Raw genomic sequence first — 21,666 nt, forward strand, 5'->3', positions numbered from 1 at the left:
TTGTGCCCCCGGCAAGCGGTGATCCACCGCTTGCCGCACGACGATTCCGGCCCGACGAGCGATGTTTCACGTGAAACACCGGCAGGCCCCTCCCAGCGGTTACAGCCGTCGGAGCCTCAGCCCCAGAAACCCGAGGCCCAGACCCGTCAGGGCGAGGCCCGCTCCGAGGGAGAGGACGTGGTAGCGCAGATCGGACCCGCTGGTGACGGCCGGGGCCGCCTGGTGACGGTGTCCGTTCGGAGGGCGGACCGGGGCGCTCGTGGGGGCAGGCGTCGCCGGCGGCTGCGAGGGCTCCGGGGTCTCCGGGGTCTCCGGGGGCTCGGGCACCGGGGCCTGCGGCGGCATTTCCGGGACCGCCTCCTGCTGGGCCGGCCTGACCGCGTCGGGCAGTTCGGTGTCGGGCGCGTAGGGAAAGTCGTGCGGTGGCGGCACCCTGCCCGGCCGGGTGCGGCCCTCGCCCGCCCTGCTGCCCGCGAGGCGCTGCTCCCCGGAGGCGGCCGGTGGCGAAGGCTGTGCGCTGGGCGAGGAGTTCGGCGAGCGCGAGGGAACGGCCGTCGCGGGCGGGCTGGGTGTCGGGGTGTCGTCCGCGGCCGCGTACGGGAGGGGAGTCAGGAGCAGCACGCCCGTCAGCGTCGCGGCGGCGCCGAGTGGCCGGAGCCCTGGAGCCATGGGGGCCCCTTCCCGTACGGACGTGCACGATCGCCTGGGCTGACCGGATCAGCGTCACACGGGGCGAGTTGCGCGGCATCCCGGGAGACCCCGGCGTGCGCCGAACGGGAGGCTCCCCCGGCCGCAGCGTCCGCCTGCACGCAAGGCCCGGCACCAGGGCGGATGCCTCGGTGCCGGGCCTTGCGTGAGCGAGCGGTGCGCGGTTACTGAGCCGGTGCGTTGCCCGACGAGATCTGCAGTGTGAACTCCGCGTTCTTCTTGTCCACGTCGACGCCGGCCGCGGGGAACTGACTGACCACCACGTCCTGGCCGAACTGGCCGTTGTCGACGGTCTCGGTGTTGACCTTCCAGCCCGCGGCCTGGATGCAGGACTTCGCCGACAGGATGTCCTTGTACGTGAAGTCGGGCGCCTGCACCTTGCCCGGGTCCAGCGTGGAGGTCTGCGGCGAGGTGCACTTGCCGGTGTCCATCTTGCGATCGCGCTCCGGGCCCTTGTGGCCGGCGGCCGGCGCCGAACTGCTGGACTTGGCGTTGCCGCCGGAGCCGCCCGAGTCGTTGTTGTTCAGCAGCACCGCCGTGACCAGGCCGCCGACCGCGAGGAGGGCCACCGCGACCGAGCCCACGATCACCGAGGTGTTCCGCTTCGAACCGCCGGAGGCGGCCGGAGGCGTCTGGGCCGGGGAGATCGTGTACGGCGGCGGGGTCTGAGCCGCCATCGGCGCGGGCTGCTGCGCCGCCTGCGGGTATCCGTAGGCGGGCTGCGGCTGCGGGGTGGCCGGCGCGGGCGTGGGCGGACCGTAGGGGCCCGGCTGGTACGGCGTCTGCACATTGCCCTGGAGGCCGGGTGCGGCCTGCGGGTCGAGCGGCGGGAAGACCGTCGCGCCGACGCCCGCACCGCTGGAGAGCGGGGCTCCGCCGGTGATGACCGGGGCCGCCCCCATCTGGCCGGAGGAGGCGATCCGCAGGATCTCGTCGTGCATGGCCTGGGCGCTGGGGAAGCGCTCGTTCGGGTTCTTCTTCAGGGCGCGGGCGACCAGCGCGTCCATGGCCGGGGTGATCGACCGGTTGACCGCGGAGGGCGCGACCGGCTCCTCCTGGACATGTGCGTACGCGATCGCCAGCGGCGAGTCCGCGTCGAAGGGGATGCGCCCGGTCAGCAGCTGGAAGAGCATGATGCCGACCGAGTACAGGTCGGAGCGGGCGTCCACACCGCGGCCGAGCGCCTGCTCGGGGGAGAGGTACTGGGGCGTGCCGACGACCATGCCGGTCTGGGTCATGGAGGTGACGCCGGACTGCATGGCGCGGGCGATGCCGAAGTCCATCACCTTGACCATGCCGCGCTTGGTCATCATCACGTTGCCCGGCTTGATGTCCCGGTGGACCAGCCCCATCTCGTGGCTGACCTCAAGCGCGGCCAGCACGTCGGCGGTCACCTTGAGGGCCTTGTCGGCGGGCATCGCACCGTACTGCTGGATGTCCCGGTGCAGCGTCGAGCCGAGCGGCTCGCCCTCCACGTACTCCATGACGATGTACGGCATCACGCCGTCGCCGCCCTCGGCGGAGCCATTGAAGGTCACCGTGTCCTCGCCGGTGTCGAAGACCGAGACGATGTTGGTGTGCTGGAGCTTGGCGACGGCCTGCGCCTCGCGGCGGAACCGCTCGCGGAACGACTGTTCCCGGCCGAGCTCGGTGTGCAGCGTCTTGATGGCGACCTGGCGGTCCAGGGCGGAGTCGTACGCGAGGTACACCGACGCCATTCCGCCTTCGCCGAGGAGGTCGCGCAGCTGGTAGCGCCCGCCCGCGATCGAACCGCCCGCATAGCGGCCGTGTGCGCCGTCCTGGCTCATGACTGTGCATCCCCCTTGGCGCGGTGGCCAGTGCTGATCCTCGATTTTTCAGGCCAAGTCTGCCTGAGGGGTCGGTCACGTCAAGCCGGGTGCCCGTTCCGTGACCGTACGCACTGGAAGAGTCTCGCAAGCGTTACCGGAACGGCATCGAATGCGTACCGGATTTGCATGGGTACACGTGGAACCGATTTGATGGCCGGTCCATCCCGGACCGGCGCCCGGCGCGAACGCTGTAGCGTGCACTACTGCACAACCAGCGGAAGAGCACGACGGAAGACCGTAAGGAACGACCGCGGACGCGGCCAGATACGACGGCGAGGACTGATGGCACCCGAACCCGACGGAAACGGCGCCGGGATGGCCGATGCGCAGGACCACGAGTCGTGGGTCGGCGGTCTCGTCGGCGACGGCCGCTACCGTCTCACCCACCGGCTGGGACGCGGCGGCATGGCGGAGGTGTTCGCCGCCGAGGACGTGCGCCTGGGCCGGACCGTGGCCGTGAAGCTGCTCCGCGCCGATCTCGCCGAGGACCCGGTGTCCAAGGCGCGCTTCACGCGTGAAGCACAGTCCGTGGCCGGACTCAACCACCACGCGGTGGTGGCGGTGTACGACTCCGGTGAGGATTACGTGGGCGGCCAGACCGTCCCGTACATCGTGATGGAGCTGGTCGAGGGCCGCACCATCCGCGACCTCCTGGTCGACGCGGACGCCCCGCCGCCGGAGCAGGCACTGATCATCGTGTCCGGGGTGCTCGAGGCGCTCGCGTACTCGCACCAGCACGGCATCGTGCACCGCGACATCAAGCCCGCGAACGTGATCATCACCGACACCGGCGCGGTCAAGGTGATGGATTTCGGCATCGCGCGGGCCCTGCACGGCGCCCAGTCGACGATGACCCAGACCGGCATGGTCATGGGCACGCCGCAGTACCTCTCGCCCGAGCAGGCGCTCGGCAAGGCCGTCGACCACCGCTCCGACCTGTACGCCACCGGCTGTCTGCTGTACGAACTCCTCGCGCTGCGGCCCCCGTTCATCGGCGAGACCCCCCTGAGCGTGGTGTACCAGCACGTCCAGGACATGCCGGTGCCGCCGTCGCAGGTGGCCCATGTCGCGCCGCCGGAACTCGACGGCCTCGTCATGCGTTCTCTCGCCAAGGACCCGGACGACCGTTTCCAGTCCGCCGAGGAGATGCGCGGCCTGGTCCAGTACGGACTGCAGATGCTCCAGGCGCAGGGCGGCCACACCGGCACCTGGAACACCGGCCCGGTCGAGCTGATGCACGAGGGCGCCCACACCCCCGCGATGGGCACCACCGGCGCGACCACCGCCATGGGTCACCCGGTGCACGGGGAGACCTCGCAGTTCCGCGGTCCGATGCTGCCGCCGATGAACCCGGACGACGGCGGCTACGACGGCTACGGCCACGGCGGCCGGAAGCAGGGCGGCCGGGGCAAGATGCTGCTCTTCGTGGTGCTCGCCATCGTCGCGATCGCCGCGGGGGTCGCCTTCGCGCTGAACGCCGCGAAGAGTTCGGGCGGCGGCTCGGGCGGTGCGCCCTCGAACTCGCCGAAGGCTCCGCCGTCGGTCTCCCAGTCGGACACCCCGTCGACCCCGGACACCCCGGGCGCCAGCCAGGGCCAGTCGTACGGCAGCAGCACGAGCGGCGGCAACGAGTCGCCCTCGCAGCACCGCTCGCGCCAGTCCTCGCCGTCGCCGAGCAAGTCGCACCCCTCGCACACCCCGGGCACCAGCCAGGGCACGACGTCCGGCACCAGCGACGGCGGTACGGGCACCCAGGGCACCACCTCGGGTACGGACCAGGGCACCAGCCAGGGCACGACCTCGGGTACGGACCAGGGCACCAGCCAGGGCACGACCACCGGCACGACCACGGGCACCAGCCAGGGCACGACCACCGGCACCAGCCAGGGCACCAGCAAGGGCACGACCACGGGTACCTCCTCCGGGCCCGGCGGAGGTACCCCGAGCCCCGGGCACTGACCGGAATCCCCGGGCACTGACCGCACGGTCGCCTCAGCCCGCGAAGGCCTCGCACACCGCCTCGTACTCGCGGGTCCACCAGACCGCCAGGGCCGACGCCGCAGGAAACTGCGGGTCGGCCCTTCGGTCGTGCAGCTGGTAGCGCCAGCGCAGGATCCAGAAGTCGTTGAGCCGCTCCCACCACACCCGGTGCACGGCGGCCGCCAGTTCCTCGGCGTCGGCCCCGGTGGCCCGCCGGTAGGCCCGTGCGTACGCCCGTACCTTCGCCAGCGCCAGCTCGCCCGACGGGCGGACGAAGAAGATCGCCGCGGCCCGGACCGCCTCCTCGGCGCGCGGCTGCACGCCGAGCCGGTCCCAGTCGACGATCGCGGCGGGTTCGGCGGAGCGGCCCTCGCCCCGGTAGAGCAGGTTCAGCGGATGGAAGTCGCCGTGCACCCAGGCGCCGGTGGCGGGGGCCGCGGGGCGGCGGTGGGCGTGCTGGCCGAGCAGCACCCGCCGCTCCAGGAGCCGGTGCTCGGCCAGTTCGTCGAAGGCGTCCCGGGGCCGGTGCCTGCGGGCCCGCGCCACCAGGTCGTCGATGAGCGCGAGGGTGTCCGCGGGATCGGCGCTGCCGTGCTCGGCCTGCGGCACGTCGGGCTCCATGACCTGGGCCAGGCAGGTGTGGACGAGCCCGAGCAGTGCGCCGAGCCGGCGGGACTCGACGGCGGAGAGCTGGGCGCCGTCGCGGTGTCTGCCGTGCACCCAGGGGTGCAGGGCGTAGCAGTGGCCGCCGATCACCGCGACGGTGTCGCCGTCGGCGTCCGGTACGGGCGGGGCGACCGGTACGCCGAGGGCCTGGAGGCGTTCGGTGGCCCGGTGCTGGCGGGCGATGGCCTCGTGGTCGCCGTCCAGGTGGTGCTTGAGGAAGTACTCGCCGCGGGTGGTGGCGAGCCGGTAGCCGCGGTTCAGCAGGCCCTGGGCGACGCGTTCGCAGGAGAGCGGCTCACCGGGGGACTCGTAGCGGCGCAGCAGGGCGCCCACGGGTGGGGTTGCAGATGAGCGCGGCACTCGTCAGATGTTAGATCACGCAACGTGCTGGAGTTGTCGCTCTTTGGAGTAGTCGAGCGAATGGACCGTTACGAACTGGGGTTCGATGCGCATGTACACGGGGTCGAAGGGCTCCCCGTCCACCTCGCGGGGCGGCGGCCCGAAGAGCTCCAGCTCGCCGGTGGTCGGCTCGAAGCGCTCGGAGGTGCCGGTGAACTGCACCGACCACACCCGCTCCCGGTCCGAGCCGAGGTTGTCCGCGCCGTAGGCGACCACGCTGCCGAGGCAGGCGTGGTGGTAGCCGAGCCCCGCGTGCAGGCGCAGCAGCACGCGGCCGTCGACCACGATGTGGCGGGCCGGGGCGACGAACGGCAGAGCGCGCATGCTGGTCGCCACGCGGCCGTACGGGACGCGGCCGAGCAGTTCGATCGCGCGCGCTTCCTCGGAGGACATGCCCCCACTCTGCGCGGCGCCGCGGGATGCGGAAAGAGCCCGGGGCCCCTTGCGGGCGGGGACATAGGTCCCGAATGCGCAGGGGGCCGGGCATCAGGCCCGGGGAGTCGGGCTCAGTGCTGCTTCTCCGCCTGGATCCGAGCCACGTACGCGGCGGCCTGGGAGCGGCGTTCCATGCCCAGCTTGGACAGCAGCGAGGAGACGTAGTTCTTGATCGTCTTCTCCGCCAGGTGCAGGCGCTCGCCGATGACGCGGTTCGTGAGGCCCTCGCCGATCAGGTCGAGGATCTTGCGCTCCTGCTCGGTGAGGTTGGCGAGGCGGTCGTCGCCCTTGCTCTTGCCGCCGTCGCGCAGCCGCTCCAGGACGCGCGCGGTGGCCACCGGGTCGAGCAGCGACTTGCCGGCCGCCACGTCACGTACGGCGGTCAGCAGCTCGCTCCCGCGGATCGCCTTCAGGACGTATCCGGAGGCGCCGGCCATGATCGCGTCGAAGAGGGCCTCGTCGTCCGCGAACGAGGTGAGCATCAGGCATTTGATGTCCTCGTTCTGCGAACGGATCTCGCGGCAGACCTCGACTCCGCTGCCGTCCGGCAGCCGCACGTCGAGGATGGCGACATCGGGGCGGGTCGCGGGAATCCTGACCAGGGCGTCCGCCGCCGTGCCGGCTTCGCCGACCACTTCGATGTCGTCCTCGACGGACAGCATTTCGTGGACGCCTCGGCGGACCACCTCGTGGTCGTCGAGCAGGAATACGGTGATTTTGCCTGGTTCGCGCACGGAATCAGTCTCACACATTCGTCCGAAGCGCGCCGGAGAGTGCCATAAGTGACCCCTTCCCGAGTACTGCGTGACCGGGATAACGTGCCGTTGTTCCGGCGGCCTGCGAGGCTGTGACCAGGGGCTGTTCCCGGCTTTCTCGATTTACTTGGAAATCCAAGCAAAATCGCAGGTCAAGTGGGGTTTCGCAGTAATGCGCAGCACTGGGTAACGTGCCTTTTGCAGGGCGCTCGCCGGGGCACCTGTCACGCCTGATTTCCCGGTTGAGCGCGCACACCCCGTGCACTTGACGGACAGGCGAGCCTCTCCCGGGCCCTGACGGGCCGGGGGGACCCCCAGGCTTACCGGCGAACCCGGAAGCCGGACAGACGGAGGAGCACGCACGTGACCGTGGAGAGCACTGCCGCGCGCAAACCGCGCCGCAGCAGCAAGCGCACCGCCGGCGCCGGCGCAAGGAAAGCGGGCGCCGACCCCGAGCTCGTACAGCTGCTGACGCCCGAGGGCGAGCGGGTCGAGCACCCTGATTACGACGTCGATCTGAGCCCCGAAGAGCTGCGCGGCCTCTACCGCGACATGGTGCTGACCCGGCGCTTCGACGCCGAGGCCACCGCCCTCCAGCGGCAGGGCGAGCTGGGCCTGTGGGCCTCGCTGCTCGGCCAGGAGGCCGCCCAGATCGGCTCCGGCCGCGCGCTGCGGGACGACGACTACGTCTTCCCGACCTACCGCGAGCACGGCGTCGCCTGGTGCCGGGGCGTCGACCCGACGAACCTGCTCGGCATGTTCCGCGGTGTGAACCACGGTGGCTGGGACCCCAACAGCAACAACTTCCACCTGTACACGATCGTCATCGGCTCGCAGACGCTGCACGCGACCGGATACGCGATGGGTGTCGCCAAGGACGGCGCGGACAGCGCGGTCGTCGCCTACTTCGGCGACGGTGCCTCCAGCCAGGGCGACGTCGCGGAGGCCTTCACGTTCTCCGCGGTCTACAACGCCCCGGTGGTGTTCTTCTGCCAGAACAACCAGTGGGCGATCTCCGAGCCCACCGAGAAGCAGATGCGCGTCCCGCTGTACCAGCGCGCGCAGGGCTTCGGCTTCCCCGGCGTCCGCGTCGACGGCAACGACGTGCTGGCCTGTCTGGCCGTGACGAAGGCGGCCCTGGAGCGCGCCCGGCGCGGCGAAGGACCCACCCTGGTCGAGGCGTTCACGTACCGCATGGGCGCGCACACCACCTCCGACGACCCGACGAAGTACCGGGCCGACGAGGAGCGCGAGGCCTGGGAGGCCAAGGACCCGATCCTGCGCCTGCGCACCTACCTGGAGAACGCCGGCCACGCGGACGCCGCGTTCTTCGAGGAGCTGGAGAGCGAGTCCGAGACGCTGGGCAAGCGGGTGCGCGAGGCGGTCCGTGCCATGCCCGACCCCGAGCCCATGGCGATCTTCGACAACATCTACGCCGACGGCCACGCGCTGGTCGACGAGGAGCGCGCCCAGTTCGCCGCCTACCAGGCGTCGTTCGCGGACGGGGAGGGCAACTAGCCATGACCGTACAGAAGCTGCCGATCGCCAAGGCGATCAACGAGTCGCTGCGCAAGGCGATGGAGACCGACCCCAAGGTCCTGGTCATGGGCGAGGACGTCGGCAAGCTCGGCGGTGTCTTCCGGGTCACCGACGGCCTGTTCAAGGACTTCGGCGAGGACCGGGTGATCGACACCCCGCTCGCCGAGTCCGGCATCGTCGGCACCGCGATCGGCCTGGCCCTGCGCGGCTACCGGCCCGTCGTGGAGATCCAGTTCGACGGTTTCGTCTTCCCCGCCTACGACCAGATCGTCACCCAGCTCGCGAAGATGCACGCCCGCGCGCTCGGCAAGATCAAGCTGCCGGTCGTCGTCCGCATCCCGTACGGCGGCGGCATCGGCGCGGTCGAGCACCACAGCGAGTCCCCCGAGGCGCTGTTCGCGCACGTGGCGGGCCTGAAGGTGGTCAGCCCGTCGAACGCGTCCGACGCGTACTGGATGATGCAGCAGGCCATCCAGTGCAACGACCCGGTGATCTTCTTCGAGCCGAAGCGGCGCTACTGGGACAAGGGCGAGGTCGACACGGACGCCATCCCGGGTCCGCTGCACAAGGCCCGTACGGTGCGCGCCGGTTCGGACCTCACGCTGGTGGCGTACGGCCCGATGGTGAAGGTGTGCCTGGAAGCGGCCGCCGCCGCCCAGGAGGAGGGCAAGTCGGTCGAGGTCGTGGACCTGCGCTCGATGTCCCCGATCGACTTCGACACGGTCCAGGCCTCGGTGGAGCGGACCGGCCGCCTTGTCGTCGTCCACGAGGCGCCGGTCTTCTACGGCGCCGGCGCGGAGATCGCCGCCCGGATCACCGAGCGCTGCTTCTACCACCTGGAGGCCCCGGTACTCAGGGTCGGCGGCTACCACGCCCCGTACCCGCCGGCCCGCCTGGAGGAGGAGTATCTGCCGGGCCTGGACCGGGTGCTCGACGCCGTCGACCGCTCGCTGGCGTACTGAGGAATCGTGACGACAATGACTGAGAACGCTGCCCGCTACCGCGAGTTCAAGATGCCGGACGTCGGCGAGGGACTCACCGAGGCGGAGATCCTGAAGTGGTACGTCAAGCCCGGTGACACGGTGACCGACGGCCAGGTGGTGTGCGAGGTCGAGACCGCGAAGGCGGCCGTCGAACTCCCCATCCCCTACGACGGCGTGGTGCAGAAGCTGCACTTCGAAGAGGGCGTGACGGTGGACGTCGGCACGGCCATCATCACCGTCGACGTGGCCCCGGACAGCGGGTACGCCCCGTTCGCCGAGGCCGCGGAAGCAGCCGAGGCGGTCGTGGTCGCCGAAGCCGCCGAGGACGACGCGCCCAAGGGCCGTCAGCCCGTCCTGGTCGGCTACGGGGTCTCCGAGGCCTCGACCAAGCGCCGCCCCCGCAAGGGGACTTCGGTTCCGGAGCAGGCCCCGGCCGAAGCCCTGCGGGCCGTGCAGACCGAGCTGAACGGCCGGGTCGCCGCCCCGGCCCGCCCGCTCGCCAAGCCCCCGGTCCGCAAGCTCGCCAAGGACCTCGGCGTCGACCTCGCCAGCGTGGTGCCGACCGGCCCCGACGGCGTCGTCACCCGTGAGGACGTGCACGCGGCGGCGGCACCGGTCGCCGAACCGGCCGCTGTTTCACGTGAAACAACTCCCGTGCCGGCCCCGGCCGTTCAGGCGGAGGGTGCCCGCGAGACCCGGATCCCGGTCAAGGGCGTACGCAAGGCGACCGCGCAGGCCATGATCGGCTCGGCGTTCACGGCGCCGCACGTCACGGAGTTCGTGACGGTGGACGTGACCCGCACGATGAAGCTGGTCGAGGAGCTGAAGTCCGACAAGGACATGGCGGGCCTCAGGGTCAACCCGCTGCTCCTGATCGCGAAGGCGCTGCTGGTCGCGATCAAGCGGAACCCGGACATCAGCGCGGCCTGGGACGAGGCGAACCAGGAGATCGTCCTCAAGCACTATGTGAACCTGGGCATCGCGGCGGCCACCCCGCGCGGTCTGATCGTCCCGAACATCAAGGACGCCCACACCAAGACGCTGCCGCAACTGGCCGAGTCGCTCGGCGAGTTGGTGTCCACGGCCCGCGAGGGCAAGACGTCGCCCGCGGCGATGTCGGGCGGCACGGTGACCATCACCAACGTCGGCGTGTTCGGCGTGGACACCGGCACTCCGATCCTGAACCCGGGCGAGTCCGCGATCCTCGCGGTCGGTGCGATCAAGCTCCAGCCGTGGGTCCACAAGGGCAAGGTCAAGCCCCGCCAGGTCACCACGCTCGCGCTCTCCTTCGACCACCGCCTGGTCGACGGCGAGCTCGGCTCGAAGGTGCTCGCCGATGTGGCGGCGGTCCTGGAGCAGCCGAAGCGCCTCATCACCTGGGGCTGACCGCCCCCGGCAACACGGCTGCCCGGCACGGAAGTCGGCCCCGCTGCCCCCGATGCGTATCCGTACGCGCCGGGGGCAGCGGTGTGCCCGGCCGGGCCCGGCTGGACAGGGCCGGGGGGCGGGCGGAAAGTGGGATGAGGGTCGGCGCGGGCTGCCCGCCCGGTGGTCCGGGCAGACAGAGGCATGATCCTGCCCTCAGGCCGCCCCGTTCCAGGGAGTCGTCCATGCCGACCTACGCCGCTTCCCGCCGCCGGACCGCCCGCCCGTTGCCCGGCCGCCGCCGCTCAACGGGCGTGCCGGGTTATGCCGCTTCCCCCTGCCGGACCGCCCGCCCGTCCCCCGCCCGCCGCCGCTCAATGGGCTTCGCGCGGTACTCGATTCGAGCCGCCGTCGCCACCGCCGCCGTGGCCGGCGCCCTCCTCACCCCGGCCGCGGCCTTCGCCGCCGGGCCCACCGCGCCGACCGCCGGGGGCGCCGCCAAGGGCTGCACGGTCACCCGGGACGCCTCCATCGGGGCCGGTACCGACGCGGTGCTGACCCTGGGTCCCAACGGCCCGGCGGTCACGTTCAAGGACGGCCCCGGCAACCCGGTCCCCAGCCTCGGCAAGCTCGACCGCAACCACCCCAAGCTGCCCGCCTCGGCCGGTATCTACGCCGAGATCCTCCACCCGTACTCCACCGCCCCGCAGCTCAAGACCAAGGTCGAGGGCGGCCCCCGCGCCCCGTACGCGATCCAGGACTTCCCCAAGCTCCCCAAGGGCTGCAAGCCGGCACCGGCCGTGAACTCCACCACGCCCGCAAGGTGACTACGTAGCAGGTCCCTGTCCCGCGATCCGGACGCGGCTTCCTGATGCACCTCTGTTGTATCTATCCTGTGCGCATGCCTCCCGCCCCGGCCCCCGCCACCAAGCAGCCCCCCGCCGCCGACCGCGTATACATGCACGTCAAGCAGGCGGTACTCGACCGCCGCTACGAAGGCGGCACGCTGCTCACCGAAGGGGAGCTGGCCGAGGCCGTCGGGGTTTCGCGGACGCCCGTGCGTGAAGCGCTGCTCAAACTCGAAGTGGAAGGGCTGCTCAAGCTCTACCCGAAGAAGGGCGCCCTGGTGCTCGCCGTCTCCGCGCAGGAGACCGCCGACGTGGTCGAAACCCGGCTGCTCGTCGAGGAGTTCGCGGTGCGCAGGGCCGTACCGGCGCCGGAGCGCCTCGTGGTGCGGCTCCAGGAACTGCTCGCCGAGCAGAAGGCGCACGCCGCCGCCGGCGACCTGGCGGCCGTCGCCGTCTCCGACCGCTGCTTCCACGCCGAGATCGTGCAGAGCGCCGGGAACGAGATCCTGGCCCGGCTCTACGACCAGATGCGCGACCGGCAGCTGCGGATGGGCGTCGCCGTCATGCACGCCCAGCCCGACCGCGTCGCCAAGAACATCGCCGAGCACGAGGAGATGCTGGCCGCGATCCGCGACGGCGACGGCGAGCGGGCCGCGCAGTGCGTGCGCCAGCACCTCAGCTGGGTCAAGGTCCTGGTCAGGGGGGACGACCGATGAGCTCCGCCGCACTGGAGACCCGGGATCCGGTCGGCGGGCGCCGGGCCCTGTTCGTGTGGGGCATAGGCGTCGGCGTCTACTTCGTCGCCGTCATCTTCCGCACCTCGCTCGGCGTCGCCGGGCTCGACGCCGCCGACCGCTTCCACGTCAACGCCTCGGCGCTGTCCACCTTCTCCATACTCCAACTGCTCGTGTACGCCGGGATGCAGATACCCGTCGGCCTCATGGTCGACCGGCTCGGCACCAAGAAGGTCCTGGTGCTCGGGACCGTCCTGTTCACCGTCGGACAGCTCGGCTTCGCCCTGTCACCCTCGTACGCCACCGCGCTCGGCTCCCGCGCGCTGCTCGGCTGCGGGGACGCGATGACCTTCATCAGCGTGCTGCGGCTCGGCTCGCGCTGGTTCCCCGCCAAGCACGGGCCGATGATCGGGCAGGTCGCCGCGCTGTTCGGGATGGCCGGGAACCTGGTGTCCACCATCATCATCGCCCGCGCGCTGCACGGCATCGGCTGGACCCAGACCTTCGCGGGCAGCTCGCTCGCAGGGGTCGTCGTCCTCGTACTCCTGCTGCTCTTCCTGCGCGACCACCCCGAGGGCCATGAGCCGCCGCCCGCGCACCACGCCGGTGCCGCGTTCGTACGCCGCCAGATCGCCGCGTCGTGGCGCGAACCCGGCACCCGGCTCGGGATGTGGGTGCACTTCACGACGCAGTTCCCCGCGATGGTGTTCCTGCTGCTGTGGGGGATGCCGTTCCTCGTCGAGGCGCAGGGCCTCAGCCGGGGCACGGCGGGCACCCTGCTGACGCTCGTGGTGCTCTCCAACATGGTCGTGGGCCTGGTGTACGGGCAGCTCATCGCCCGCCACCATGCGGCCAGGCTGCCGCTGGTGCTCGGCACCGTGGGGGCGACCGCGCTCATGTGGGCCGCCACCATCGCCTACCCCTCGGCGCACGCGCCGATGTGGCTGCTCGTCACACTGTGCCTGGTGCTCGGGGCGTGCGGGCCCGCCTCGATGATCGGCTTCGACTTCTCGCGCCCCGCCAACCCGCCGGAACGCCAGGGCACCGCGTCCGGCATCACCAACATGGGCGGCTTCGTCGCCTCCATGACGACGCTGCTCGCGGTGGGGGTGCTCCTTGACGCGACCGGTGACAACTACCGCGTCGCGTTCTCGTCGGTGTTCTTCCTGGAGGCGCTGGGCCTCGCCCAGATCCTGCGGCTGCGCGCGCGGGCGGTCAGCCGGGAACGGCTTGTGGCCAGCAGGGTGGAGGCGGTTCACGTCCCCGTGTAGTGAGGGTGGCCCACCCCGCGGCCCGGGCACCGGGGGCGCTGCCCCCGGACCCCCCACCTCAATCTCCCCCAGGGCCTTAAAGGCCAGAGGGACCCCCACGAGCCGCTTGAAGTTTTGCCAGCCAGTACGCCGGAGGGCTACGGCGTGACCGCGAACTCTCGCAGGATGGCCTCGGCCAGGGCCTGGTCGCCCTCTGACTTGATGCGGTCCGCGACCGCGTGCGGGCGGACCCGGCCGCAGGCCAGGCGGAGGAAGGTCTCCCAGTCCATGGCCAGGGTGACCAGCGGGCCCAGCGAGGGCGCGCCGTCGATGGTGCCGTGGCCGTCCGCGTCCACCCGTACCGTACGCAGGAACTCCAGCGGGCCGTGGATGTCGAAGACCACCGCCGAGCCGGCCGGGGCGCCCGCGTCCTTCGCGACCACCCGGGGCAGCGTGTGCAGCAGGATGTCGCGGGCCACGTACGCGCCCGGAGAGTCCAGGTTCCCCGGCTTGTTGAGGGCCCAGCGCAGATCCTGCTCGTGCACCCACACATCGAACGCCCGCATCCGCAGCGCGAGTTCCAGGGTCATCTCGGCGCCGAGGGGGGCGCGCACCTTGGTGTCCGGGTCCCGGTTCTCGTTGCGCAGCTGCCGGGCCCGGCGAATGATCGTGTACTCCAGCTCGGAGGTCATCTCCGGCGCCGTATGGTGCCGGCGCACATCGACCTGCATCTCCATGTAGCGCTCAAGCTCGGTCTGCACATGGAAGAGGTCGCGCGGCAGGGTGTGGATCGGCCTCGGATCGCCCAGTTGCTCACACTCCACGCCGATGACGTGCGACACGATGTCGCGCACCGACCAGTTGGGGCACGGCGTCGCGCGGTTCCACTCGCCCTCGACGAGCGGCTGCACCAGCTCCGATATCGCCTCGATGGAGTGGGTCCAGGCATCGGCGTAGGTCTGAAGGCTGGGATGGACGGTCACGGGACCCCTCGGCGGTTCTTATGTACGCGGGCTGGACTGCGGGACTGCGTGGGAGGCTTGATGGCTAAGTTACGCTGCTCGCAGGCACCCCGGCAGTGCTTTCTCGTGACGATCGTAGGCTGTTTCCAATAGTGCTGACGGCTCGACGGCCAGGACGGTGGTACTGTGCGCGCCTCGCTCATTCAGATCGACGTAAACCCGGAAGAGCCGGTCAATTCCCGCCGCCGGCGCGTCGGTTCGCTGGTTCGGGAGCAGCGGGGCAGCGATCTGGTGGTCCTCCCCGAGCTGTGGACGGTCGGGGCCTTCGCGTACGAACTCTTCGCGGACGAGGCGGAGAAGCTCGACGGGCCGACGGTCCAGGAGATGTCACAGGCGGCCCGGGACGCCGGGATCTGGCTGCATGCCGGGTCCGTTCCCGAGCGGGGTGACGACGGGGCGCTCTACAACACCTCCCTCGTCTTCTCGCCCGACGGCACGCTGGCGCACACCTACCGGAAGATCCACCGCTTCGGCTTCGACAAGGGCGAGGCGGTGCTGATGGGCGCGGGCGAACACCTCGTCACCGCCGCCCTTCCGGACCTCACCCTGGGCCTGGCCACCTGCTACGACCTGCGCTTCCCCGAACTGTTCCGGGGCCTGGTCGACGCGGGCGCCCACGCCTTCGTGATCCCGGCCGGCTGGCCCGAGCGGCGCCGCGCCCACTGGACGCTGCTCGCGCGGGCCCGCGCGGTCGAGAACCAGGCGTACGTCCTGGCCTGCGGCACCGCGGGTACCCACGCCGGTGTGGAGCAGGCCGGCCACAGCATCGTGGTCGACCCCTGGGGCGAGGTCCTCGTGGAAGCGGGCTCCGGTGAGGAGACCCTGACGGTGGACCTGGACCCGGCGAAGGTCACCACCACACGGGAGGCGTTCCCGGCGCTGAAGGACAGGGTGCTCTAGCGCTCCGCTGGGGGGGATTTCGACTGCGGGCCGGCGTGGGTTGGTCGCGCAGTTCCCCGCGCCCCTTCAGGGCACGGACCGTACCCGGACCTGCACAAGAGCCCTCAGTCGTCGTGGCCGGGCTCCTTCTCGTCCATGCGGATCACGCAGATCACCACCGCGATGATCAGTGCCGCGTCCGCGTCCTCCCGTACGACGTTCACCGCGTACGTCTCCCGCATCCGGAACCACTTGCGCGAGACGTGCGCGAGCAGCTCTCCGTCGTACTCGACGGTGAACTCGCGGTCCAGGATCTTGCCGGTGACATCGAGCTCGGTGCCCTCGACCAGGCTGACCCGGTAGTGGTTGCGCAGCAGCGAGAGCCGCTTGCGGCGGACGGTGGCGAGGGTCTGGTCGTCCCGCTCGATGGTCATCGCGTCGCGCAGACTGAACATCTTCTCCCGCAGCGTGATCAGCACTCGCCCGGAGGGGTCCTTCAGCTCCAGGGTGTCGCGCAGCCGCAGCGCCTTGCCGTCGGCGAGGAAGGCGTGGCGGCCGTCCTCGGTGTCGATCCAGTAGTCGTCACCGATGGCGAAGATCTTGTCGCGCACGAGGTATTTCATGCATCCAACCCTGCCCGCCCCGGAGCCCCGCCGAACTGCGTCACAAGCTGTTCATACCGGGATGGCAAGCTTGAACCATGAACGATGCCGCCCCGGCGCCCACCCCCGCGCCCGCCCCCCGCCGCACCCGTGTCCGTGCCCCTGAGCTGATCGGCAAGGGCGGTTGGCTGAATACGGGTGGGAAGGACCTGGGCCTCGCCGACCTGCGAGGTAAGTGCGTTGTTGTTGATTTTTGGACCTTCTGCTGCATTAACTGCCTCCACGTCCTCGACGAGCTGCGCGAGCTGGAGGAGAAGCACCGGGACACCGTGGTCATCGTCGGGGTGCACTCGCCGAAGTTCGTGCACGAGGCCGAGCACCGGGCCGTTGTCGACGCGGTGGAGCGGTACGGGGTGGAGCACCCCGTCCTTGACGATCCCGAGCTCGCGACGTGGAAGCAGTACGCCGTGCGGGCCTGGCCCACGCTCGTGGTGATCGACCCCGAGGGGTACATCGTCGCCCAGCACGCCGGCGAGGGGCATGCTCACGCTATTGAGCGCCTGGTGGCGGAGCTGGAGGCCGAGCACGGGGCGAAGGGGACGCTGCGGCGCGGGGACGGGCCCTATGTGCCGCCGGAGCCGGTCGCCACGGATCTGCGCTTCCCCGGGAAGGCGCTCGTGCTGCCCGGCAGCGGGAACTTCCTGGTGTCCGACACCACCCGCCACGAGCTGGTCGAGCTGGCCCCTGACGGGGAGAGCGTCGTACGGCGGATCGGCGGGGACGGGCAGTTCAAGGAGCCGCAGGGGCTCGCGCTGCTGCCGGACGGGAAGGTCGTCGTCGCCGACACCGTGCACCACGCGCTGCGGGTCTTCGACCCGGCGACCGGGGACATCGAGCTGGTCGCGGGCACCGGCAGGCAGTGGTGGCAGGGGCAGCCGACCTCCGGGCCCGCGCTCGAAGTGGACCTGTCCTCGCCGTGGGACGTGGCCTGGTGGCGGGGCAAGGTGTGGATCGCCATGGCGGGCGTGCACCAGCTGTGGACGTACGACCCGGAGACGAAGACCGTCGAGGTCGCGGCCGGGACCACCAACGAGGGTCTGGTCGACGGGCCCGGCGCCGAGGCCTGGTTCGCGCAGCCGTCCGGGCTCGCGGCCGCCGAGGACCGGCTCTGGGTCGCCGACTCGGAGACCTCCGCGCTGCGCTACGTCGACACCGACGGCGCGGTGCACACCGCCGTCGGCACCGGGCTCTTCGACTTCGGGCACCGGGACGGAGCGGCGGAACAGGCCCTGCTTCAGCACCCGTTGGGCGTCACCGCCCTGCCCGACGGCTCGGTCGCGGTGGCGGACACGTACAACCACGCGCTGCGCCGCTACGACCCGGCCAGTGGTGAAGTGACCACACTGGCAACGGACTTGAGGGAGCCGAGCGGCGCGGTCCTGGTCGGGGACGACATCGTGGTCGTCGAGTCGGCCCGGCACCGGCTGACCCGGCTGCGGCTGCCCGAAGAGGCGGTGCGGGTCGAGGCCGTGGCCCACCGCACCCAGCGTGCCGCGACCGAAGTCGCCCCGGGCGGGCTCCAGTTGGACGTGGTGTTCCAGGCGCCCGCCGGGCAGAAGCTGGACACCCGGTACGGTCCCTCCACCCGGCTGCTCGTCTCCTCGACCCCGCCCGAGCTGCTGCTCGCGGGCGAGGGCACGGGCACGGATCTCGCGCGCGGGCTGAGCCTCAACCCCGAGATCGCCGAGGGCGTGCTGCACGTGTCCGCGATGGCGGCGTCCTGCGACGACGACCCGGCGAACGAGTACCCCGCCTGCCACGTCCACCAGCAGGACTGGGGCGTCCCGGTCCGGCTCACCGAGGGCGGCGCGACCCGGCTGCCGCTGGTGCTGGCCGGGATGGACCCGGCCGAGGCCTAAGGAGCGTCCGGCCTGAACACCCTTTAGCCGGAGCCGGGCCTGAACACCCCCTACCCGAAGCCCGGCTTGAACGGTCCGATGAGCAACGGCGGCCCGCACAAGGGCAGCGTGGTCGGGCGGCCGTGGGCGTCGAGGACCGGCAGGGTGCTCGCGGTGCCGGAGCCCGGCAGGGTCACCCGCACCGTGGAGCCCCGGGTCCGGCAGTCGCGGCGCGCGGCGTAGTGGACCCGTGCCGTGCCGCTCGCCCCGGGGTGCAGCGCGAAGGCCTGCGCGTACGGCTTGGCCGGGGCGGAGGTGAGCGAGGAACGGCCCGTGTCGTCGGTGAGGGTCAGCGCGGGCGAGCCGTGCAGGACGCAGGCGTGCCCGGAGGTGTTGCGGACCGCGAGGACGGCGTCGCCCCCGGCCCGCACGTCCCCCGCGCTACGGGCGTCCCCTGCGGTACGGGCGTTGTCCGGGGTACGGGCGTCGCCCGCGGTGCGGAAGGTGAAGGACAGCGCGGTGGGCGGGCAGTAGGTGCGGGCGTCCTCCCCGCCGTCGTCCCCCGGGCCGGTGCGGGTGTCCGTGCCCGGGAGGGGCGGCGGCGGAGAGGCCGCGGGCGGGCTGGGCGGGGCGGCGGGAGCGGCGCTGGGCGGTGGGCTCTGCGGGGTTCCGCTCCGGCCCGGCGGCGACGCGGGGGCGGCCGGGGGCTGCTGTGCCTGAGAGGCGCGGGCTTCCGGCGCGGGAGAGCCGGGCCGCGCCGAGCTTGCGCCGGTCCCCGGAGCTGCGGTGGGCACGCCGTCGGTGCAGCCCGTGAGCGCGCCGAGCAGCGCGACGAGTCCGGCGAGGGCCGCTCCCGCCTGCCCCGGGATTGTCCTCCCCCTGCGCATCGCGTCCCCCGGTCCGAGTCGAATAGGTGTGCTTCATCGAATGATCGAGTGCAGGTGCCCCGGCAGCCTCGCGGGTCCCCCTATCGATCCGCTAACGCGTCCGCCCCCTGGACGGCGGCCCCAAAGAACCGAGGCCCGCTGCTCACTGCCCGTGAGCGCCACCCCGCCAAACCCCGCTACAGCGGCGGCAGCCCCGCCAGTTCCGCGCGGGCCGCCGCCGCGCCCTCCTCGTAGCCGTGGTCGTCGGCCTCGCGGGCCGCGTCGGTGAGCTGGCGGCGGGCCTCCTCGGTGCGGCCGAGCCCGGCCAGCGCCTCGCCGTAGCTGGTGCGCAGCAGCACCCGGCGGGGGATCGCCTCCGGCGAGGGGCCGAGTTCCAGGCCGCGCCGGGCGTGCTCCAGGGCCAGGTGGTGGGCGCCGGCGGTGAGGAAGTGCCGGGCCAGGTGCTGGTGGGCCAGCATTTCGGTGGAGCGGTCGCGGGCCCGGCCGGCCAGCGTGAGGGCGTGGCCGAGCAGATCGCCGGCCCGGTCGTTCTCGCCGTACTGGATGAGGATGACGGCGAGGTTGATGCGGGCGATGGCCTCGCTGGTGACGTCGCCGGCCTGCCGGGCGAGGTCGGGGGCCTTCTCCAGTTGGGCGAGCGCGTCGTCGTAGCGGCCCTCCTCGTGCAGCACCCAGCCGAGCAGCGCGCGGGTACGGGACTGCGCGTCGAGCTCCTGCTCCAACTCGGCCGATTCCAGGGCCTGTTCGAGGAGCGGGACCCAGCCGTCGCGGACCCGCCACAGGATCAGCGGCCACTGGAGCAGGACGAGCCGCCAGGCCCGGTCGTGCATACCGGCGGCGACCGCGGCGGCGACCGCCCCGCGCAGGGTGGCTCGTTCGGCCTCGTACCAGGCGAGGGCGGCCTGCCGGTCCTCGAACTCGCGCACCGCCGCGGGCCGGCGGGCCCCGGCGGGCGGCACGAAGCAGGGCTGGCTGCCGGGTTCGGCGGTGGCGGTCGCGACCAGGCCGGTGTGCAGATAGTGGTCGAGGAGGCGGGCAAGTCCGTCCGGGTCGGCCTCGGGGGCGAGCGCGCGGGCGTAGAGCCGGACGAGATCGTGCAGGGTGTACGAGTCCGGCCGGGTACGGGAGTGGGCGGGGCCGTGCGGGCCCGATTCCACCACGAGGTGGGCGGCGGCGAGGCGTTCGAGGGCGGCGGCGGCCTGGTCGGGGGTGCAGCCGGCCAGCGCGGCGGCCGTGTAGCGGTCGAGTTCGGAGCCGGTGTGCAGGCCGAGCGCGCGGAACATCCGGCGGGCCTGTTCGGGCAGTTGCTGCACGGTCAGGCGCAGGGCCGCGGCCACCCCGGTGTCCTCGACCCGCAGCAGCCCCAACCGGCGCTGTTCGTCGGCGAGTTCGGCGGCGAGCGCGGACAGCGTCCACTGGGGTCGGGCGGCGAGGCGGGCGGCGGTGACGCGCAGGGCGAGCGGGAGGCCGTCGCAGAGCGCGGCCAGGCGTGCGGCGGCGGCGGGTTCGGCGGCGACGCGGTCCTCGCCGAGGACGGCGGCGAGCAGGGCGGTGCAGTCGGCGGCGGGCAGTTCGTCGAGGCGGACCGGGCGGGCCGCGTCGGTGGCGACCAGGCCGCCGAGCCGGTCGCGGCTGGTGACCAGGGTGACGCAGTGGTCGCCGCCGGGCAGCAGCGGCCGGACCTGCTCGGAGTCGCGGGCGTTGTCGAGCACGACCAGCATCCGGCGGTCGGCGGTCAGCGAGCGGTAGAGCGCCCCCATCCCGGCCTCGGTCTCGGGGATGCGCTGGACGGGAACGCCGAGCGCGAGCAGGAATTCCCTTAGTACGACGGTGACTTGGCGGGCCGGGGTGTCGCTGTAGCCGCACAGGTCGGCGAAGAGCCGGCCGTCGGGGAAGCCGGGCTGGCGCTCGTGCGCCCAGTGCACGGCGAGCGCGGTCTTGCCGACGCCGGCGCCGCCGGTGACCAGGGCTATCGCGCCGTACTGGCCGGCGGCGGCCACGTCGAGCGCGGCGAGCTCGGCGTGCCGGCCGGTGAAGCCGCGCGGCCTGCGCGGCAGCAAGTCCGGTACGGTGACGGCGAGTTCGGGCAGGGCGGGCCGGGGCGGGACCGCGGGCGTGGTGCCGGTCCGCAGGATCGAGGTGTACGCCTCGGCGAGCGCCGGGCCCGGGTCCACGCCGAGTTCGTCGGCGAGCAGGCGCCGGGTGCGGTGGAACCATTCGAGGGCGTCGGACTGCCGTCCGGAGCGGCTCAGCGCCAGCATCAGCGCGGCCGACAGGGGCTCGCGCAGGGGGTGGGCGACGGCTTCGGTGCGCAGGACGGCGGCGGCCCGGCCGTGCTCGCCGAGCTCCCCGTATGCCTCGGCGAGCGCCTCCACCGAGGCGAGCCTGAGCTCTTCCAGGGTGTGGGCGGCGGCTTGCAGGGGCGGGCTGGTGACCGTGCCGGTGAGGGCGGGGCCCTGCCACAGGGCGAGCGCCTCGCGCAGCATGAGCACCGCGTCGCCGGGGCCGCGCTGGCCGCGGGCGAGGGAGACCAGTTCCTCGAAGCGGTGGGCGTCGATCAGGGTCTCGGGCAGCCGCAGCACGTACGCCGGTCCCTGCGTGGCCAGTTCGATGCCGTACGCCTCGGCGCCGTGCTCGGCGAACAGCGCCCGCAGCCGCGAGACGTGGCCCTGCAGGACGGTGCGGGAGTGGGTGGGCGGCTCCTCGTCCCACAGCGCCTCGGTGAGCCGGTCGACGGGGACGGCGGTGTTGGGCTGGAGCAGCAGCACGGCGAGCAGGCTGCGGCGCTTGGCGGGACCGAGCGGGAGGACCGCGCCGTCCTCCGTCGCCACGGCCACCGTTCCCAGGACACGGAACTCCACGGCGG

The 21,666-nt window shown here is 72.2% G+C and carries 18 protein-coding genes; 9 read left to right on the forward strand and 9 right to left on the reverse strand.

The window, feature by feature from the left end:
- Positions 1 to 99: 99 nt before the first annotated feature.
- Both ACIBK6_RS05390 and ACIBK6_RS05395 read right to left on the reverse strand, forming a co-directional pair.
- Positions 100 to 669, reverse strand: coding sequence for a hypothetical protein (locus tag ACIBK6_RS05390; RefSeq protein WP_399048948.1), 570 nt, complete (start codon positions 667 to 669; stop codon positions 100 to 102).
- 203 nt (positions 670 to 872) lie between these two features.
- Complete coding sequence (locus ACIBK6_RS05395) at positions 873 to 2,516, reverse strand: protein kinase (RefSeq protein WP_399048949.1); 1,644 nt, start codon at positions 2,514 to 2,516, stop codon at positions 873 to 875.
- Positions 2,517 to 2,840: 324 nt separating this feature from the next.
- Here ACIBK6_RS05395 and ACIBK6_RS05400 point away from each other — a divergent pair, with 324 nt between their 5' ends.
- The gene (locus tag ACIBK6_RS05400) at positions 2,841 to 4,517 is read left to right on the forward strand and encodes a protein kinase (protein ID WP_399048950.1); all 1,677 of its coding nucleotides are present in this window, start codon (positions 2,841 to 2,843) and stop codon (positions 4,515 to 4,517) included.
- A 33-nt stretch (positions 4,518 to 4,550) separates the two neighbouring features.
- Here the strand turns inward: ACIBK6_RS05400 and ACIBK6_RS05405 are convergent, their stop codons facing one another.
- The 3 genes from ACIBK6_RS05405 to ACIBK6_RS05415 form a co-directional block, all read right to left on the reverse strand.
- Positions 4,551 to 5,564, reverse strand: a complete 1,014-nt coding sequence (locus tag ACIBK6_RS05405) for a phosphotransferase (RefSeq protein WP_399048951.1) — start codon at positions 5,562 to 5,564, stop codon at positions 4,551 to 4,553.
- A gap of 15 nt (positions 5,565 to 5,579) precedes the next feature.
- Positions 5,580 to 5,996, reverse strand: coding sequence for a pyridoxamine 5'-phosphate oxidase family protein (locus ACIBK6_RS05410; protein ID WP_399048952.1), 417 nt, complete (start codon positions 5,994 to 5,996; stop codon positions 5,580 to 5,582).
- Positions 5,997 to 6,109: 113 nt separating this feature from the next.
- Positions 6,110 to 6,772 (reverse strand): response regulator, encoded by a 663-nt coding sequence (locus tag ACIBK6_RS05415; protein ID WP_399048954.1) that lies wholly within the window; start codon positions 6,770 to 6,772, stop codon positions 6,110 to 6,112.
- A 384-nt stretch (positions 6,773 to 7,156) separates the two neighbouring features.
- Between ACIBK6_RS05415 and pdhA the strand changes: the two genes are divergently transcribed.
- From pdhA to ACIBK6_RS05445, 6 genes are all read left to right on the forward strand, one after another.
- Complete coding sequence (gene pdhA / locus ACIBK6_RS05420) at positions 7,157 to 8,311, forward strand: pyruvate dehydrogenase (acetyl-transferring) E1 component subunit alpha (protein WP_399048956.1); 1,155 nt, start codon at positions 7,157 to 7,159, stop codon at positions 8,309 to 8,311.
- A gap of 2 nt (positions 8,312 to 8,313) precedes the next feature.
- On the forward strand, positions 8,314 to 9,294 hold the full coding sequence (locus ACIBK6_RS05425; protein ID WP_399048957.1) for an alpha-ketoacid dehydrogenase subunit beta: 981 nt from the start codon (positions 8,314 to 8,316) through the stop codon (positions 9,292 to 9,294).
- A 6-nt stretch (positions 9,295 to 9,300) separates the two neighbouring features.
- Positions 9,301 to 10,701, forward strand: a complete 1,401-nt coding sequence (locus tag ACIBK6_RS05430) for a dihydrolipoamide acetyltransferase family protein (RefSeq protein WP_399048959.1) — start codon at positions 9,301 to 9,303, stop codon at positions 10,699 to 10,701.
- 224 nt (positions 10,702 to 10,925) lie between these two features.
- Complete coding sequence (locus ACIBK6_RS05435) at positions 10,926 to 11,507, forward strand: hypothetical protein (protein WP_399048961.1); 582 nt, start codon at positions 10,926 to 10,928, stop codon at positions 11,505 to 11,507.
- 74 nt (positions 11,508 to 11,581) lie between these two features.
- Positions 11,582 to 12,244, forward strand: coding sequence for a GntR family transcriptional regulator (locus tag ACIBK6_RS05440; RefSeq protein WP_399048962.1), 663 nt, complete (start codon positions 11,582 to 11,584; stop codon positions 12,242 to 12,244).
- The gene (locus ACIBK6_RS05445) at positions 12,241 to 13,533 is read left to right on the forward strand and encodes a nitrate/nitrite transporter (protein ID WP_399048964.1); all 1,293 of its coding nucleotides are present in this window, start codon (positions 12,241 to 12,243) and stop codon (positions 13,531 to 13,533) included. Before ACIBK6_RS05440 ends, ACIBK6_RS05445 begins: the two co-directional genes overlap by 4 nt.
- Before the next feature lie 137 nt (positions 13,534 to 13,670).
- On the opposite strand, the gene ACIBK6_RS05450 is transcribed toward ACIBK6_RS05445, so the two are convergent.
- Positions 13,671 to 14,495, reverse strand: coding sequence for a maleylpyruvate isomerase family mycothiol-dependent enzyme (locus ACIBK6_RS05450; RefSeq protein ID WP_399048966.1), 825 nt, complete (start codon positions 14,493 to 14,495; stop codon positions 13,671 to 13,673).
- 165 nt (positions 14,496 to 14,660) lie between these two features.
- Between ACIBK6_RS05450 and ACIBK6_RS05455 the strand changes: the two genes are divergently transcribed.
- The gene (locus ACIBK6_RS05455) at positions 14,661 to 15,434 is read left to right on the forward strand and encodes a carbon-nitrogen family hydrolase (protein ID WP_399048968.1); all 774 of its coding nucleotides are present in this window, start codon (positions 14,661 to 14,663) and stop codon (positions 15,432 to 15,434) included.
- Positions 15,435 to 15,538: 104 nt separating this feature from the next.
- Here the strand turns inward: ACIBK6_RS05455 and ACIBK6_RS05460 are convergent, their stop codons facing one another.
- Positions 15,539 to 16,036, reverse strand: a complete 498-nt coding sequence (locus tag ACIBK6_RS05460; protein WP_399048970.1) for an LURP-one-related/scramblase family protein — start codon at positions 16,034 to 16,036, stop codon at positions 15,539 to 15,541.
- A 77-nt stretch (positions 16,037 to 16,113) separates the two neighbouring features.
- On the opposite strand from ACIBK6_RS05460, the gene ACIBK6_RS05465 reads away from it, so the two are divergent.
- Positions 16,114 to 17,934 carry an NHL domain-containing thioredoxin family protein gene (locus ACIBK6_RS05465; RefSeq protein WP_399048972.1) on the forward strand — a complete coding sequence of 607 codons (1,821 nt, stop codon included), beginning with the start codon at positions 16,114 to 16,116 and terminating at the stop codon, positions 17,932 to 17,934.
- A gap of 50 nt (positions 17,935 to 17,984) precedes the next feature.
- On the opposite strand, the gene ACIBK6_RS05470 is transcribed toward ACIBK6_RS05465, so the two are convergent.
- A complete protein-coding gene (locus ACIBK6_RS05470; protein ID WP_399048974.1) occupies positions 17,985 to 18,800 on the reverse strand; it encodes a DUF4232 domain-containing protein in 816 nt (271 codons plus the stop codon).
- 176 nt (positions 18,801 to 18,976) lie between these two features.
- Positions 18,977 to 21,661, reverse strand: a complete 2,685-nt coding sequence (locus ACIBK6_RS05475) for a BTAD domain-containing putative transcriptional regulator (protein WP_399048976.1) — start codon at positions 21,659 to 21,661, stop codon at positions 18,977 to 18,979.
- Positions 21,662 to 21,666 lie beyond the last annotated feature (5 nt).

This window comes from Streptomyces sp. NPDC050485 (assembly GCF_044458185.1).
Lineage (GTDB): Bacteria > Actinomycetota > Actinomycetes > Streptomycetales > Streptomycetaceae > Streptomyces.